Annotated in this window: 16 protein-coding genes; 10 read left to right on the top strand and 6 right to left on the bottom strand. The window is 60.0% G+C overall.

Translation table 11 applies throughout. From position 1 onward, the window contains the following. The first annotated feature begins 58 nt into the window (after positions 1 to 58). A complete protein-coding gene (locus tag VLA07_RS09735) occupies positions 59 to 472 on the top strand; it encodes a DUF3301 domain-containing protein (RefSeq protein ID WP_025112628.1) in 414 nt (137 codons plus the stop codon). A gap of 1 nt (position 473) precedes the next feature. Here VLA07_RS09735 and VLA07_RS09730 read toward each other — a convergent pair whose 3' ends face one another. Beyond that, positions 474 to 1445, bottom strand: coding sequence for a CobW family GTP-binding protein (locus VLA07_RS09730; protein ID WP_333989145.1), 972 nt, complete (start codon positions 1443 to 1445; stop codon positions 474 to 476). A gap of 28 nt (positions 1446 to 1473) precedes the next feature. Between VLA07_RS09730 and VLA07_RS09725 the strand changes: the two genes are divergently transcribed. Beyond that, positions 1474 to 1830: an NADH:ubiquinone oxidoreductase gene (locus VLA07_RS09725; RefSeq protein ID WP_095137821.1), complete on the top strand. Its 357-nt coding sequence runs from the start codon at positions 1474 to 1476 to the stop codon at positions 1828 to 1830. Between the two features lie 4 nt (positions 1831 to 1834). Here the strand turns inward: VLA07_RS09725 and VLA07_RS09720 are convergent, their stop codons facing one another. Both VLA07_RS09720 and zigA read right to left on the bottom strand, forming a co-directional pair. After that, complete coding sequence (locus VLA07_RS09720) at positions 1835 to 2485, bottom strand: DUF1826 domain-containing protein (RefSeq protein WP_123585917.1); 651 nt, start codon at positions 2483 to 2485, stop codon at positions 1835 to 1837. After that, entirely contained in the window at positions 2485 to 3690 is a 1206-nt protein-coding gene (gene zigA / locus VLA07_RS09715; protein WP_333989142.1) for a zinc metallochaperone GTPase ZigA, read from the bottom strand. The genes VLA07_RS09720 and zigA overlap by 1 nt, the downstream gene beginning before the upstream one ends. A gap of 234 nt (positions 3691 to 3924) precedes the next feature. Here zigA and VLA07_RS09710 point away from each other — a divergent pair, with 234 nt between their 5' ends. Next, a complete protein-coding gene (locus VLA07_RS09710) occupies positions 3925 to 4302 on the top strand; it encodes a glutamine synthetase (RefSeq protein ID WP_333989141.1) in 378 nt (125 codons plus the stop codon). Here VLA07_RS09710 and VLA07_RS09705 read toward each other — a convergent pair. After that, positions 4299 to 5501 (bottom strand): N-acetylmuramoyl-L-alanine amidase, encoded by a 1203-nt coding sequence (locus VLA07_RS09705; protein ID WP_333989140.1) that lies wholly within the window; start codon positions 5499 to 5501, stop codon positions 4299 to 4301. The genes VLA07_RS09710 and VLA07_RS09705 overlap by 4 nt on opposite strands. An 84-nt stretch (positions 5502 to 5585) precedes the next feature. Between VLA07_RS09705 and folE2 the strand changes: the two genes are divergently transcribed. The 6 genes from folE2 to VLA07_RS09675 are packed head-to-tail and all read left to right on the top strand — an operon-like array spanning position 5586 to position 10792. Next, positions 5586 to 6482: a GTP cyclohydrolase FolE2 gene (folE2, locus tag VLA07_RS09700; RefSeq protein WP_333989138.1), complete on the top strand. Its 897-nt coding sequence runs from the start codon at positions 5586 to 5588 to the stop codon at positions 6480 to 6482. Then, the gene (locus tag VLA07_RS09695) at positions 6479 to 7147 is read left to right on the top strand and encodes a metal ABC transporter ATP-binding protein (protein WP_333989137.1); all 669 of its coding nucleotides are present in this window, start codon (positions 6479 to 6481) and stop codon (positions 7145 to 7147) included. Before folE2 ends, VLA07_RS09695 begins: the two co-directional genes overlap by 4 nt. Beyond that, positions 7147 to 8013 carry a metal ABC transporter permease gene (locus tag VLA07_RS09690; protein ID WP_333989136.1) on the top strand — a complete coding sequence of 289 codons (867 nt, stop codon included), beginning with the start codon at positions 7147 to 7149 and terminating at the stop codon, positions 8011 to 8013. The genes VLA07_RS09695 and VLA07_RS09690 overlap by 1 nt, the downstream gene beginning before the upstream one ends. An 11-nt stretch (positions 8014 to 8024) precedes the next feature. Continuing rightward, entirely contained in the window at positions 8025 to 8900 is an 876-nt protein-coding gene (locus tag VLA07_RS09685; RefSeq protein ID WP_247267139.1) for a metal ABC transporter substrate-binding protein, read from the top strand. Next, positions 8897 to 9457 carry a gamma carbonic anhydrase family protein gene (locus tag VLA07_RS09680; protein WP_333989134.1) on the top strand — a complete coding sequence of 187 codons (561 nt, stop codon included), beginning with the start codon at positions 8897 to 8899 and terminating at the stop codon, positions 9455 to 9457. The genes VLA07_RS09685 and VLA07_RS09680 overlap by 4 nt, the downstream gene beginning before the upstream one ends. A gap of 3 nt (positions 9458 to 9460) precedes the next feature. Beyond that, positions 9461 to 10792 carry a dihydroorotase gene (locus tag VLA07_RS09675; protein ID WP_333989133.1) on the top strand — a complete coding sequence of 444 codons (1332 nt, stop codon included), beginning with the start codon at positions 9461 to 9463 and terminating at the stop codon, positions 10790 to 10792. Between the two features lie 93 nt (positions 10793 to 10885). On the opposite strand, the gene VLA07_RS09670 is transcribed toward VLA07_RS09675, so the two are convergent. Then, positions 10886 to 11404 (bottom strand): DUF3617 domain-containing protein, encoded by a 519-nt coding sequence (locus VLA07_RS09670; RefSeq protein WP_097090252.1) that lies wholly within the window; start codon positions 11402 to 11404, stop codon positions 10886 to 10888. A 131-nt stretch (positions 11405 to 11535) separates the two neighbouring features. Here VLA07_RS09670 and cls point away from each other — a divergent pair, with 131 nt between their 5' ends. Beyond that, complete coding sequence (cls, locus tag VLA07_RS09665) at positions 11536 to 12975, top strand: cardiolipin synthase (protein ID WP_247267137.1); 1440 nt, start codon at positions 11536 to 11538, stop codon at positions 12973 to 12975. Positions 12976 to 13013: 38 nt separating this feature from the next. Here the strand turns inward: cls and cfaB are convergent, their stop codons facing one another. Next, positions 13014 to 14201, bottom strand: a complete 1188-nt coding sequence (cfaB, locus tag VLA07_RS09660) for a C17 cyclopropane fatty acid synthase CfaB (protein WP_183783342.1) — start codon at positions 14199 to 14201, stop codon at positions 13014 to 13016. Positions 14202 to 14358: the final 157 nt, after the last annotated feature.

The following is a 14358-nucleotide window of genomic DNA, read 5'->3' as shown; positions in this document are numbered from 1 at the left end:
CTGTACGACAGACCGGCGACGCAGTTAAGCTGAGCTTATCTTTTGGAGTTTCCTGTTGATGCTGACCCTCGAAAACATCTTCGTGCTGATGCTGTTCGCCGCTGCCGGCGCATGGTTATGGCACAACCACGGCTTGCGCGAGCGGGCGCTGGAGCGGGTCAAGCAGCATTGCATCAACGTCGGCGTCGAACTGCTGGACGGTAACGTCGCGTTGAAAAAAATCGGTTTGATCAAGGATGCCAGCGGGCGGCGGCGCCTGGCCCGGGTCTATAACTTCGAGTTCACCGTGACCGGCGAAACCCGGCACAACGGCACCATCACCCAGTTTGGCGCGCACAGCGCACAGATCGAACTGGCGCCCTACCCGGCGCCGTTCGACGATACGCCGCCGGTGGTCGAAGTTACCCGCCCACGGGCCGAAGTGATCGAACTGAGCCAGTGGCGGCAGGAACACAACAAGTGGAAGCCTTGAGCTAACCCGCCTGCACCCGGCATTGCGTCAGGCCTGACTGCAAAGCATCGATACGTTGTGCATCGGCAAAGATCAGCTCTATACGTGAATCCCGTCGCCACTCACTCGGTTGCCAATCCAGTTCGGCGTTATCCACCGCATTGGCCGACACCCAGCCCTCGGCGCTGTGGATAACCAGTTTGGCCCGCCGCCAGTCCAGGCTCTGCAGCCATTGGCTCAGACGTTGCGTATCGAACGTCTGTCCAGGGTGCCAACGCCAGCCGATGCTCCAACCGCCCTCCTGTGCCTGACTCAGGCAGATCGGCGATGCCGGGTCGCTCCAGATCGCCGGAATCGGTCCCGATCCCTCGGGCACAACAAGGTTATCCACCGCAGCCCCGGCTTGCGCAGCTACACCCGGCAGCTCGCTCAACGGCAGTTGCGCCTGCTGCGTCCAGATCATTTTGACTGCCGGCAAACGCTCGACGATGGTCTGCCGTGCAGCCTCATCCAGACTTTCTGCCTTGTTCAGCAACAGCAGGCCGGCGCTGGCCAAAGCCTCCTGCTGAGCGGGCGGCAACGCTTTCCCGGCGGCCAGCGCCTGGGCATCCAGCACTAACACGCAGGGCTGCAGCGCCAGCACACCCAACCACGGCGCCTCGCCTAACTGCTTGAGCAATTGCGCCGGATGGCCCAGTCCGGACGGCTCGATGAACAGCCGATCCGGCCTGGCCTTGCGCAGCAAACGGCCGAGGCCGATCTGAAACGGCGCACCATTCACGCAACACAGACACCCTCCGGCGACCTCGCCCAGTGCGATACCATCGGCGTCGCGGGTCAGTAACGCAGCATCGAGGCCGATCTGACCGAACTCGTTGATCAGCACCGCCCAGCGCTCGCCGTCCGGCCGTTGGGCCATGAGCTGGCGAATCAGGCTGGTCTTGCCAGCGCCCAAAGGGCCGGCGATGACATGGGTAGGAATGTTCTGCAACATGACTGGGAGTTTTCTGAGGGGATTGGACATGCGTTGGATGGGATGGTCGTTGCTGTTGATGCTGCTGTCGAGCGAAGCATGGGCCCAGGCTTGCGTGGTGCACAGCCAGGGTGAGCGGCTCGACGTTAGAGTCTGCCAGCAGAACCGCAATATTCCCGAGAAGCTGTTCAGCGACGGCTTCTGCCAACCGACCCTGGCCGGGCAGAAAGTCGAGGTGCAGTACGTCGATCAATGCCCGAGCGGCGCGTTCGGCGTGTGCAGCAACGCGCAAGTCGCCAATATGCCCTATCGCCAGGATATCCACTATTACGGCGTCGCCTCCGACGCGGCGTATTTGCAGCCGTACTGCGAAGGCCAGAGCCAGGGCAAGTGGCTCAAGCCTTGAGCCGTCAGCCGAGCCAATCGAGGGTGAGCAGCAGACGTCGCTCACCCGGCGCCGGTTGCGGGGAGCGATGAATCAAGCCATAGCCTTCATTGCCGTGCCACTTCTCGCCTTTCAATAACGCCACGTCACCGCTCTGCAGTTGCTGGATGTTCGCGATGTCCCGTGGTTCGGCGTTTGCCTGGCCCAATTGCTCGCGATCCATCACGCCTTCCTTGAGCCACTGACTGCCGATCCCGCCGTAGGTTGTAATCAAGCGCACCGGCACATGATCGACATGGAAGCGTGGGCACATGGCTTTGTCCAACACCCGCAGGCGCAAACCGATGCGGCGAGCGCCCAGCAGACAGGCGAAGGCACTCACCAGCCATTGCAGGTCCGCGATGAAGCCCTCGTAGCCTTGCAGATCACGGAACCCGGCGGCCAGTCCTTGCAGATCAGGGTCGGCGTCTTCATTCGGCAATTCGATGCACAGTGATTCCGCCAAAGGCTCGTTGAGCGACAGCAGCAACTCTGCGAAATCGGCGATGTGCAGCGGCAGTTGGCGCTGCCAGACCGCGAGATTGACGTCGTCTTCGAGGATTCGCGTCAGCGTTTTCGGCGTCACCCCCTGATGCTGATGGCGCGCCCGGTTTTGCTGCAGTTTGAGCGCAAGCATCAGGCGGCCTCTTCGTGCCAAGGGCCGAACGGGTCCGGCAGCCTGCGCCAACCATCTGCGCCAATGGCCATTTCTTCATCAGTCAGCAGGCAGGCGTCGAGCTCCGACTTGAGCTGTACGAAGTCGATGTTCTGGCCGATGAATACCAGCTCCTGACGACAATCTCCAACGTTCGGTGTCCAGTTCTCCATGATCGCTGCGGTACTTTCCTGATCCTGCGGCCATTGGTTTTTCGGCACGAAACGCCACCAGCGACCGGCGAAACCATGGCGCATCAAACCACCGGCCTGCGACCAACTGCCCGCGTCGCTGGGTTTGCTGGCGAGCCAGAAGAAGCCTTTGGAGCGCAGCAGTTTGCCGTTCGGCCATGGGCGATCGATGAAGTCGAAAAAGCGCTGCGGATGGAACGGACGGCGTGCGCGGTAGGCTGTCGAGGCGATACCGTATTCCGTGGTTTCCGGCACGTGCTCACCGCGCAATTCCTGCAACCAGCCTGGGGCCTGAGCGGCTTTCTCGAAATCGAAACGCCCGGTGTTGAGGATCTTCTCCAGCTGCACCTCACCCATCACCATCGGGATGATTTCCGCCTGGGCGTTGAGGCGTTTGAGGATGGCCATCAGCTCTTCGCGCTCCTGTCGGCTGATGAGGTCGATCTTGCTGATCAGCAGTACATCGGCGAACTCGATTTGTTCGATCAGCAGATCAGTGATTGAGCGTTCATCTTCATCACCCAGGGTCTCGCCTCGGGAAGCCAGACTCTCGGCGGCTTGGTAGTCGAGGAGAAAATTCACGCCGTCGACTACCGTCACCATGGTGTCGAGCCGCGCGACATCGCCGAGACTCTGGCCCTGCTCGTCACGAAAGGTGAACGTTTCGGCGACCGGTAGCGGCTCGGAAATACCGGTAGATTCGATGAGCAAGTAATCGAATCTTCCTTCGCGGGCGAGTTTGCTGACTTCTTCGAGCAGGTCCTCGCGTAACGTACAGCAGATACAACCGTTGCTCATCTCCACCAGTTTTTCTTCCGCACGGTTAAGGCTGACATCGCGCTGGACTTCGCTGCCATCAATGTTGATTTCGCTCATATCGTTAACGATGACCGCAACGCGCAAACCTTCTCGATTACGTAGTACGTAATTCAAAAGTGTACTTTTTCCGGCGCCGAGAAAGCCCGATAGAACGGTCACGGGAAGTGGAGATGACATTGGATAATCCTCATCAGGTTGTGGCCGATGTGCGCTTTGGCCTGTTTTGGCGTAGCTCACCGCGTACTTGAGCTTCAAAACAGCGCTTTGGCAGAAGCAGACGCTTGCAATCGGCGAGCTCAGGCTCAATTCAAATTTATGTTATAGTATAACAATATAAATAAGCCAGCCTCGCTCTTGCCCAAACCGATAAAGCGCTGGAAGCTGCACGCAAACTACCCATCGGATACCGAGATGAAAATTGCCCTGAAATGCTCGCTGCTGAGTCTCGCGTTGCTATCGTGGGCCAACGCATGGGGACAAATTCCTGCACTCGCCAACTGCACACGCAGCGCCAATCTGCTGGCCTGCATCGACGCGCAGGGCAATGCCTACAGCGTGAACACGGTGGGCAGTACGATTTACCTGCGTGGCTTTGAAAAGCACGGCAATCGCTACTGGGCACAGACCAACAGTCGTTTCGGCCAGCTGACGTTCTTCACCGGGCTCGCCTCTGACGGCGAAGCCTGGGTCGGCTACACCCGTCGCGTCGGCTGGACGACGATCAATCGCTTTTCCAGCTCTGGCGGCAGCAGCGCCAAGTTCACCTGCAGTCGGATCACCGGCTGCTAAACCTGCGCTTCTTGCTGCTCCTGCTGCCAGGCGATGTAGCTATCTACTGGCGGATTCTTCTGGAAGTAACGCTGCAGCCCTTCGAATAAACCATCCGCCACGGCCTGCTGATGTCGAGGCGTGACCAAGCGCTCGCTGTCACGGGCGTTGGAAATGAAGCCGGTTTCCACCAGAATCGACGGCACGTCCGGCGACTTCAGCACGGCAAACCCTGCCTGCTCCACGCGCTTCTGATGCAGCGTGGTAATGCCCGCCAGACTGCCGAGAACGGTGCTGCCGAGTTGCAAACTGGCGGCAATGGTGGCGTTCATCGACATGTCGAGAATCACGCCGGCGAGCATCGGATCCTTGTCCTTAAGGTTGAGCAGACTGGTCGCGCCCAGCAGATCCGCGCCGTTCTCTCGCTGTGCCATGAAGCGTGCAGTTGCTGACGTCGCACCACCTTCAGACAAGCAATATACAGATGCTCCCGACGCGGTAAGACGCGGCGCCGCATCGGCGTGCACCGAAATAAACATGTCGGCCTTGTGCTGACGTGCGATGTCCACACGCTTGCGCAGCGGCACGAAGAAGTCGTCATTGCGCACCAGTTTTACGTCGAAGCCTTTCTCCCTTTTCAGGCGTTTGGCGAGCAACTGAGCGATGGCAAGAACCACATCTTTTTCTCGCTCACCCTTGGCGCCAACCGCACCTGGGTCTTTCCCGCCGTGCCCGGGATCAACCACAACGATGATGTCGCGCTTGGGGTGAGCCTGATTCGAGGGTGTTTCACGTGGAACCATTGCCGGACTTGATGCCTGTTTGGCGTTTACCAGATCAAGCACCAAGCGGTGCCCCTGGCCATCTTGAGGCGCCAAAAGGAAGCTGTTCAATAGCACCGGATGGTTCAGATCGAGAACGATCCGTGTATCACCCTGACCAAAGCGCCCTGATCGAATCGAATGAATAGCTGTATCGGCAAGCGTCAATTGACTGAAATCTCCACTCAAACTCGCCCCGGAAAGGTCGATGATCAAGCGTTCTGGAGCGCTCAGCGAAAAGGTTTTGTAGCGCACCGGACCGCTCAGATCGAACACCAATCTCAGCTTGTCATCCGAACGCCAGAGGCGTGCATTGCGAATTTGCGTCGCCGAAACGGTGAAGGGAAAAGCCAAGGCCGTGCTGGCCAGAAGCAGGTTGAGCAGATGACGTCGGTGCATATGAAAGCCTGTTCATGAAAAAGGCATCGTGATTTGAATTGTTATAATGTAACATCTAATTCAATCAACACGATGGTTCCGAACATGAATTCGCTGACACTTCCGGATATTGCGACTCAAGCCGCTCGACAGGCGTTACCGCTTGATTGGGTGGGAATGTGCGGCATTGCTCTGCCTGTTTTATTGCAAGGCCAACGTCTGAGCGCAAAAGCTGATGCAGGCGTGAGTCTCGATAATGGCGAGGCACGCGGCATTCATATGTCGCGGCTATATCTCGCATTGGCGGCACTTGAGCGGCAGGACCTCTCTCCCTTCTTATTGCGCCAGGTTCTCGAGGAATTTCTGGTCAGCCATGACGGTTTATCCAACAGCGCCTACCTGAAAATCCACTGCGAAGTGCTGCTGAAAAGGCCTGCGTTAGTCAGCCCTCTAGCGGGTTGGAAGAGCTACCCAGTGAGCATTTCAGCGAGTCTGAAAAACCAAGTGTTCCACGTGGAACTGAAAATCGAGGTGCCCTACTCCTCAACTTGCCCCTGCTCAGCAGCGCTGGCGCGACAGTTGATTCAGCAGCAATTCATCGATGATTTCGCCAACAAGCCACTGCAACATGCCGAAGTTTTGGCCTGGTTAGGATCAAGCCAAGGCATTGTCGCCACCCCGCACAGCCAACGCAGCACCGCGCAATTGCATATGCACCTCGACGAGTTCATCGACGAGCTTCCCCTGAGTGTGATCATCAATGACGCCGAAGCGGCGCTCGGCACCGCCGTGCAAACTGCCGTGAAGCGCGCCGACGAGCAAGCCTTCGCGTTGGCCAATGGGCAGAACCTGATGTTTTGCGAAGACGCCGCGCGACGACTCAATCTGGCTCTGCGTCGCTCCCCCGGGGTCAGTGGCTTCCACCTGCGGGTGATCCACGCCGAAAGCCTGCACGCCCACGACGCGGTCGCCGAAAGCCACTGGCATCGAGAACTCCAATGATCCGTTGCCACACCCTGAGTTGGGGCGCACCCGGCCAACCACTGACTTCGCCACTGACCCTCTCGCTGGAACACGGCAGCCTCGGCGCCATCATCGGCGCCAACGGCTGCGGTAAGAGCAGCCTGTTGAAAGTCATCGCCGGATTGCAAAAGCCGTTATCGGGAAAGGTCGCACTGGGTGTTCCACGTCAGGGCGGTTTGGCGTTCCTGCCGCAACAGCAACACCTCGACCGACAGTTCCCCATCAGCCTCGAAGAACTGGTAGCCGCGGGTTTCTGGGGGCGTCGATTGTCGACGCAACTGCGCGCACAACGACTCGTCAACGCCCTGGAAAATTGGCACTTGAGCGGATTGGAAAAACGTCCGCTGATGGCCCTTTCCGGTGGCGAGTTGCAGCGCGCCCTGCTCGCCCGCTTGAGTCTGACCGACGCCCCATTGCTGCTCCTTGACGAACCCCACGCCGCGCTCGATGAACTGGGCCAGCAGTTACTCTGGCAACACATCCATGCCTGGCACTCCGAAGGACGAACACTGCTGATGGTCTGCCATGACCTCGCCGCCGTCCGCCAACACATCCCGCAGACACTGCTGATCAAAAACCGCGAATGCGTGTTCGGACCCAGTGCCGAACTGATCCAGCAAACACCCGATATGCAGGTGGCCTGATGCTCACCGTCGCCCACCTCTGGCAACCGTTCAGCGAGTTCGTATTCATGCGCCGAGCGCTGCTCGGCGGACTGGTATTGGCCTGCAGCACAGCGCCACTTGGCGTGTTTCTGATCCTGCGGCGCATGAGCCTGATCGGTGACGCCGTTGCCCACGGCATCCTTCCCGGCGCGGCATTGGGCTTCTGGTTCGCCGGTCTGAGTCTGCCCGCGCTGACCTTCGGTGGTCTGGGCGCCGGCCTGGGCATGGCCGGTCTCGCCGCCTGGATCACCCGTCGCACCGGTCTGCGCGAAGACGCCAGCCTCGCGGCGATCTATCCGATCTCACTCGCCAGCGGCGTGCTGATTCTTGGCATCGCCGGCAAGCGCCTCGACTTGCTGCACTTGCTGTTCGGCTCAGCGCTCGCCGTCGACGGTCCGACCCTCAATGGAATGTTGTGGGTGTCGGGACTGAGTCTGGTCGCCATGGCCTTGATCTACAAACCGCTGCTGCTGGACACCCTCGATCCGCTATTCCTGCAAACCGTCAGCCGCCTCGGCCCCCTCGCCCACGGCGTGTTCCTGACATTGGTGGTGCTCAATCTGGTGATCGGTTTCCAGGCCATCGGCGCCTTGATGGTCGTCGGCCTGATGATGCTGCCCGCCGCCGCTTCACGGTTCTGGAGTCGTCGCCTGCCGAGCCTGATTGCCATCTCGGCGCTTATCGGCTGCCTCTCGGTGTGGCTCGGATTGGTGATCTCGTTCTACTACTCGCTGCCCAGCGGTCCGGCGATCGTGCTGGTCGCGGGTATCGGTTATCTGCTGTCCGTGGTGCTTGGACCGGTGCACGGCTTGCTGCGCCGCCCGCCTTTGCTCACATCCCAATGAGGTGTTTCCCGATGCGCGCTCTACTCGTGTTGTTCAGCTTGCTGCTGTCGATGTCGTTATCGGCGGCGGAAAAATTGCCGGTGGTCACCAGCTTCAGCATCCTCGCCGACATGGTTCACCAGGTGGGTGGCGAGCATATCCAGATCACCAACATGGTCGGCCCGGACGCCGATGCACACACTTACGAACCGACACCCGATGACGCCAAAGCGTTGCTTAAGGCCAAATTGATCATCAAGAACGGATTGGGTTTCGAGCCTTGGCTTGATCGTCTGGTGACCAGCACCGAGACCAGAGCCCCCGTCATCAGTGCCAGTCATGGCGTGATTCCACGCTCGCTGGAGGAAGACGGCGAGACCATTCCCGACCCGCACGCTTGGCACAACCTGGCCAACACCGAGCTGTACATCGCCAACATCACCAAGGCGCTGATCGCTGCCGACCCGGCGAACAAGGCCGACTACCAACGCAACAGCCAGACCTACCTGAAACAGATCTACGCCCTGCTCGCTGAAGCCAAGGCCAAGCTCGGCTCGCTGCCACCGGGCAATCGCAAGATCGTCACAAGCCACGACGCCTTCGGTTATCTCGGTCAGGCCTACGGCATCGACTTCATGGCGCCGCAAGGTCTGTCCACCGAGCGCGAGCCATCGGCCGCCGAAGTCGCCGCACTGATCACCCAGATTCGTCAGGCCAAGGTCAAAGCGGTGTTCATGGAAAACATCAAGGACGCGCGCCTGCTCAAGCAGATCGCCGAGGAAAGCGGCGCGCACATCGGCGGCACGTTGTACTCCGATGCCCTCGCCGCCAGCGGCCCGGCCAGCACCTTTACCGGACTGTTCGAATACAACCTCAACACCCTTTACGACGCACTGAGCCAGCCATGATCCGTAAAAATCCTTCCGGCGATCTGCCGCAAATTGACGAGTCGGCCTACGTCGACAAAACCGCGATCATCTGCGGCAAGGTGGTCATTGGCGAGAACGTGTTCGTCGGTCCCTACGCCGTGATTCGCGCGGATGAGGTGGACGCCTCCGGTGCGATGGAGCCGATCACCATCGGCGCCAATTCGAACATCCAGGACGGCGTGGTGATCCATTCCAAATCCGGCGCCGCGGTGACCATCGGCGAATTCACCTCGATCGCTCACCGCTCGATCGTGCACGGCCCGTGCGTAGTCGGCGACCGGGTGTTCATCGGCTTCAACAGCGTGCTGTTCAATTGCGTGATCGGTGACGGCTGTGTGGTGCGGCACAACTCGGTGGTCGATGGCCGCGATTTGCCGGATGCGTTCTACGTGCCCTCCACCACCCGCATCGGCCCCAATACCGACCTCACGCAGTTCCCGCCGGTGAGTGTCAGCGCCTCGGAGTTTTCCGAAGACGTGGCACGCACCAATGTCGATCTGGTGCGCGGCTACAAAGCCTTGCAGAACGAGTTCTGAACCATGAGCAGCGTGCTGATTCGCAACGCCAGGCTGGTCAATGAAGGACGCGAGTTCGACGGTGATCTGCTGGTCAGCCATGGCCGCATCGTCAAGATCGCGCGCAGCATCGACGGTGAAAATGCGCGTGTGGAAATCGACGCCAACGGTCAATGGTTGTTACCGGGGATGATTGATGACCAGGTACATTTTCGCGAGCCGGGGGCGCCGGCCAAGGGCTGCATCCACACCGAGTCGCGCGCAGCGGTGGCGGGCGGCATCACCAGTTTCATGGACATGCCCAACACCCGACCGGCCACCCTCACCCTCGAAGCGCTCGCGGATAAAAAACGCCGCGCGGCGATCAACTCGGTGGCCAACTACGGCTTTCATTTCGGTGTGAGCCGGGACAACCTCGACACCGTCGCCGCACTCAACCCCTGCGAAGTGGCCGGGGTCAAAGTGTTCATGGGCGCGTCCACCGGCAACATGTTGGTGGACGATCCGAGGACTCTCGAGCGTTTATTCGCCGAAGTGCCGACAATACTGCTGGCGCATTGCGAACACACGCCGAGCATCGAGGCCAATGCAGCACGTCTGCGCGAACGCCTCGGCGAACACCTGCCAGCGAATATCCATGCACTGATTCGCGATGCCGAGGCTTGCTACCGCTCCTCTTCGCTGGCGGTGGAACTGGCCAGACGTCACGGCACCCGCCTGCACGTTTTGCATCTGACCACCGCTCGCGAACTCGAGTTGTTCGAGGACAAGCCGCTCGCCCAGAAACACATCACGGCCGAAGTCTGCCTGCATCATCTGCTATTCGATGACCGCGACTATCCGGCCCTCGGCAACCTGATCAAGTGCAATCCGGCGATCAAGACCCAAGCCGACCGCGATGCTTTGCGCGCGGCGCTGCTGAGCAATCGACTGGATGTGATCGGCAGCGATCACGCGCCACATACCTGGGCGGAAAAACAGCGCCCGTATGCCGAAGCGCCGTCCGGTTTGCCACTGGTGCAACATGCGTTGCCAGCGCTACTTGAGCTGGTGGCCGATGGCGTGCTGCCGATCACCACGTTGGTGGCGAAGACCAGCCATCGCGTGGCGGATCTGTTTGCGATTCCGGATCGGGGTTATTTGCGCGAGGGGTATTGGGCGGATCTGGTGCTGGTTGAGCCAGCGGCTCTTGAAGTGTCACGGCAACCGATTCTGTCACAGTGCGGCTGGACGCCGTTCGCTGACAAGACTTTTCGCTATCGGGTGAATACCACGTTGGTGTCGGGGCAGATTGCCTGGCGGGAGCAGCGTATCAACGAAGGATGTCAGGGGCTGGCGCTGCGGTTTATGCGCTGAATGATCAGGTGTCTGACAGGACGTCTTCGCGAGCAGGCTCGCTCCCACAGGAATCGCGCTAGCCCTGTGGGAGCGAGCTTGCTCGCGAAGCTTTTAAGCTCTTGGCTTCACGGTGCCGCAATCCTGACCCAGCCACACCGCACGGGTTTCCAGACTGCCCTTCTGGTTGATCCCTATGGCGTTGAACGTGCCGTTGGCCACCGTGGTGAACTCACGATCACTGAGGAACGTGGCAACCCCGGTGCCTTGCGCTTTCGGGCAGCTGAAGCGGAATTTCCACTGGTTGCCGGTGCGCTCGGTGATCTGCTGTTTGCAGCCCGACTGCGGATCGGCCAAGGGAATATCGTTGGTCGCCACTTGCTGCGGCGTCAGGCAGGCACGAATGCCCTTGCCGCCGATGTTGATTCCGTTCTTTTCCAGCGCCGCACGCTGCTGCGGGGTCATCTGGCCTTGCAACTGGCCAAGGATCGATTGCACATCCATGGGCTGGTCATCGACCTTGACGTTGCTCGAGGTCATTTCCCACAGCCCCGGCTGCAGCATTTGCGCCTGCGCTACCACCGGCATTGCCAAACCCAGGCCCAGCGCCAAACCCAGCAGACGAATGTTCATCGAAAAACTCCTGATCAGTAGTGGCCGTTAGACGTCGGCCGATTGCTTCGGTTCATGCACCAATTAAATAGCGACATTCGCCTCGGAACATGGTCTGTTACGCATTGAGTCTTCAGGAGCAAGGCTGCCCCATGGATTATTTTGGACCGCACATTTTCGGTTATCTGATCGCCCTGATACATAGCCTCGGCTTGATCGCCGCCATCCATGCGGTGCTGACCGTACGCACCGCCCAAGGCTCGATCGCCTGGGCATTGTCGCTTATTTTCATTCCCTACCTGACGCTCATCCCTTATCTGGTTTTCGGTCGCAGCACCTTCGACGGCTATATCAAGGCGCGGCGTCAAGCCAACGAGCAGATGCGTCAGGCGATCTCCGAGTTGAACTGGCGCCCGTGGGTTGAAGAAGCCCTCACCGCCCGCGCCTCGAAGGCCTACGCCTCGCTGCGCGCCATGCCCAAACTGGGACGCATGCCGTGCCTGGCGAACAACCAGGTGCAACTGCTGGTGAATGGCCACGCGACCTTCGAGGCGATCTTCCACGCCATCGATCAAGCGCGCGAAGCCGTACTGGTACAGTTTTTCATCATCCATGACGACCGCATCGGTCAGCGCCTGCGCGATCTGTTGCTGAAGAAAGCGGCTGAGGGCGTGGCGATTCATCTGCTCTACGACCGCATCGGCAGCCACGCCCTGCCCCACAGTTATGTGCAGGCGCTGCGCGATGGCGGTGTCGAGGTCAAAGCCTTCGCCACACGCAGCGGCTGGCTCAATCGCTTCCAGGTGAATTTCCGCAACCACCGCAAAATCGTCGTGGTCGATGGCGTCCTCGGCTTCGTCGGCGGGCATAACGTCGGCGATGAATACATGGGCGAGAAACCGCCCCTGGCGCCGTGGCGCGATACCCATGTTCAGGTGCGCGGGCCGGTGGTGGCCTGCATGCAGGAGTCGTTTGCCGAGGACTGGTTCTGGGCAGCACGGACGTTGCCACCGCTGATCCTGCCGGATGTCTACCCGGAAGATGGCGTGCTCTGCCAATTGCTGGCGAGCGGCCCGGCGGATGCCTACGAAACCTGTTCACTGTTCTTCGTCGAAGCCATCCACGCGGCGACGGAACGAGTGTGGATCACCAGCCCCTACTTCATTCCCGATGAAGCCGTGTTCGCCGCGTTGCGCCTGGCGGTGCTGCGCGGCGTCGACGTGCGCCTGCTGCTACCCTCGCGTCCCGATCACCGCATCGTCTACGCCGCGTCCAGCCTGTATGCATTCGAAGCGGTGCGCGCTGGCGTGCGGGTGTTCCGCTACGAGCCGGGGTTCCTGCATCAGAAAGTGGTACTGATCGACAGCGAAATCAGCGCCATCGGCAGCGCCAATCTGGACAACCGTTCGTTCCGGCTGAATTTCGAAGTGATGCTGCTGACCGTCGACAGCGAATTCGCCGCCCACGTGAAACGCATGCTCAACGATGATTTCGAGCAGGCTTATGAAGTCGCCAAAGAAGAAAGCCGGGAGATCCACCGCCTGCAACAGCTCGGCATGCGGATCGCCCGGCTTATTTCACCGATTCTTTAACCGGCCGCTCGCTCGAACGAGCGAACGGTCGTCAGGCCTCAGGGGTGATAAATGTCGTCGCGGGTCCAGGGCAGTTCATGGCTGCCATCCGGATGCGCCTTCACCGCAAGAATCTGGTGCAGGTTGATCCAGCCACGGGCGAACGCATAGGCACACCCGGCCAGATACAGCCGCCAGATGCGCAACGCCTGATCCGGCACCAGTTTCCCGGCGGCTTCGAGGTTGTCCTCCAGCCGCTCGCTCCAATGGTCGAGTGTGCGCGCGTAGTGCAAACGCAGGCTTTCCACGTCGACGATCTCCAGTCCGGCTTCGCTGATCTCGGCCGAGATCATCGCCAGGTGCGGCAGCTCGCCGTTGGGGAACACGTATTTCTCGATGAAGTCGCCAGCGCCGCGTCCTACCGGACGGCCGTCGGTGTGTTTGGCGGTGATGCCGTGGTTCATCACCAGACCGCCCTCCTTCACCGCGCCGAACAGGACCTTGCAGTACTCGGCGAGGTTGGCGTGGCCGACGTGTTCGAACATGCCGACGCTGACTACCTTGTCGAAACGCCCGTCCTGCGGCAGATCGCGGTAGTCGAGCAATTGCAGCTCAACCTGATCTTCCAGGCCCTCGGCCTTGACCCGCTCTCGGGCCAGTTCCAGCTGTTCCTTGCTCAAGGTGATGCCGAACACTTTGGCGCCGAATTCACGTGCCGCGTAACGCGCCAAACCACCCCAGCCGCAACCGACATCCAGCAGATAATCACCGGGCTGCAAACGCAGTTTGCGACACAGATGTCGGAACTTGGCCTGCTGTGCCTGTTCCAGAGTTTCGCTGCCGGTTTCGAAATAAGCGCAGGAATACGCCATGTCGCTGTCCAGCCACAGCTGATAGAACGCGTTGGACAGGTCATAGTGATAGGAAATGGCTTTGGCGTCGGTTTCCTTGTCGTGCACCGCACGCACTGGCTGAGCGCCTTCGTCTTCATCGAGCAAGGCGCTGCTCAATTCGTCGCAGACCCGGATGACCTCGCTGATCGAGCCCTCCAGTTCCAGCCTGCCTTCGACAAACGCCGCCCCCAGCGCGTCGAGACTCGGATGGGTGAACTGGGTGACCATCGTCGGGTCCTTGACCACAATGGTGACACTGGGCGTCGGCCCCAGGTTGAACTCATGGCCATCCCAGAGTCGCAAGCGAAGCGGAAGCTGCAGATTCTGTAAGGCCGGTGGAAGTTGCGCGAGCATGGAAAATCCCCCTTGTTTCAGACGTCAGATCTGAGGGTAGACCATCCTTGAAAAATAGCAGGCTATCGATTTAATTAGCCGAGACTATCGTTCCAGGCGCTCCTGCATGCCGTCATGCACCCACTACTGCTTTAGCCCAGGTAACGGCGTGAAGTGT

It is taken from the genome of Pseudomonas sp. S3(2024) (assembly GCF_036861315.1).
Lineage (GTDB): Bacteria > Pseudomonadota > Gammaproteobacteria > Pseudomonadales > Pseudomonadaceae > Aquipseudomonas > Aquipseudomonas putida_A.
The sequence above is the reverse complement of the archived record's forward strand: the minus strand, read 5'-3'. Positions and strand labels throughout refer to the sequence as shown.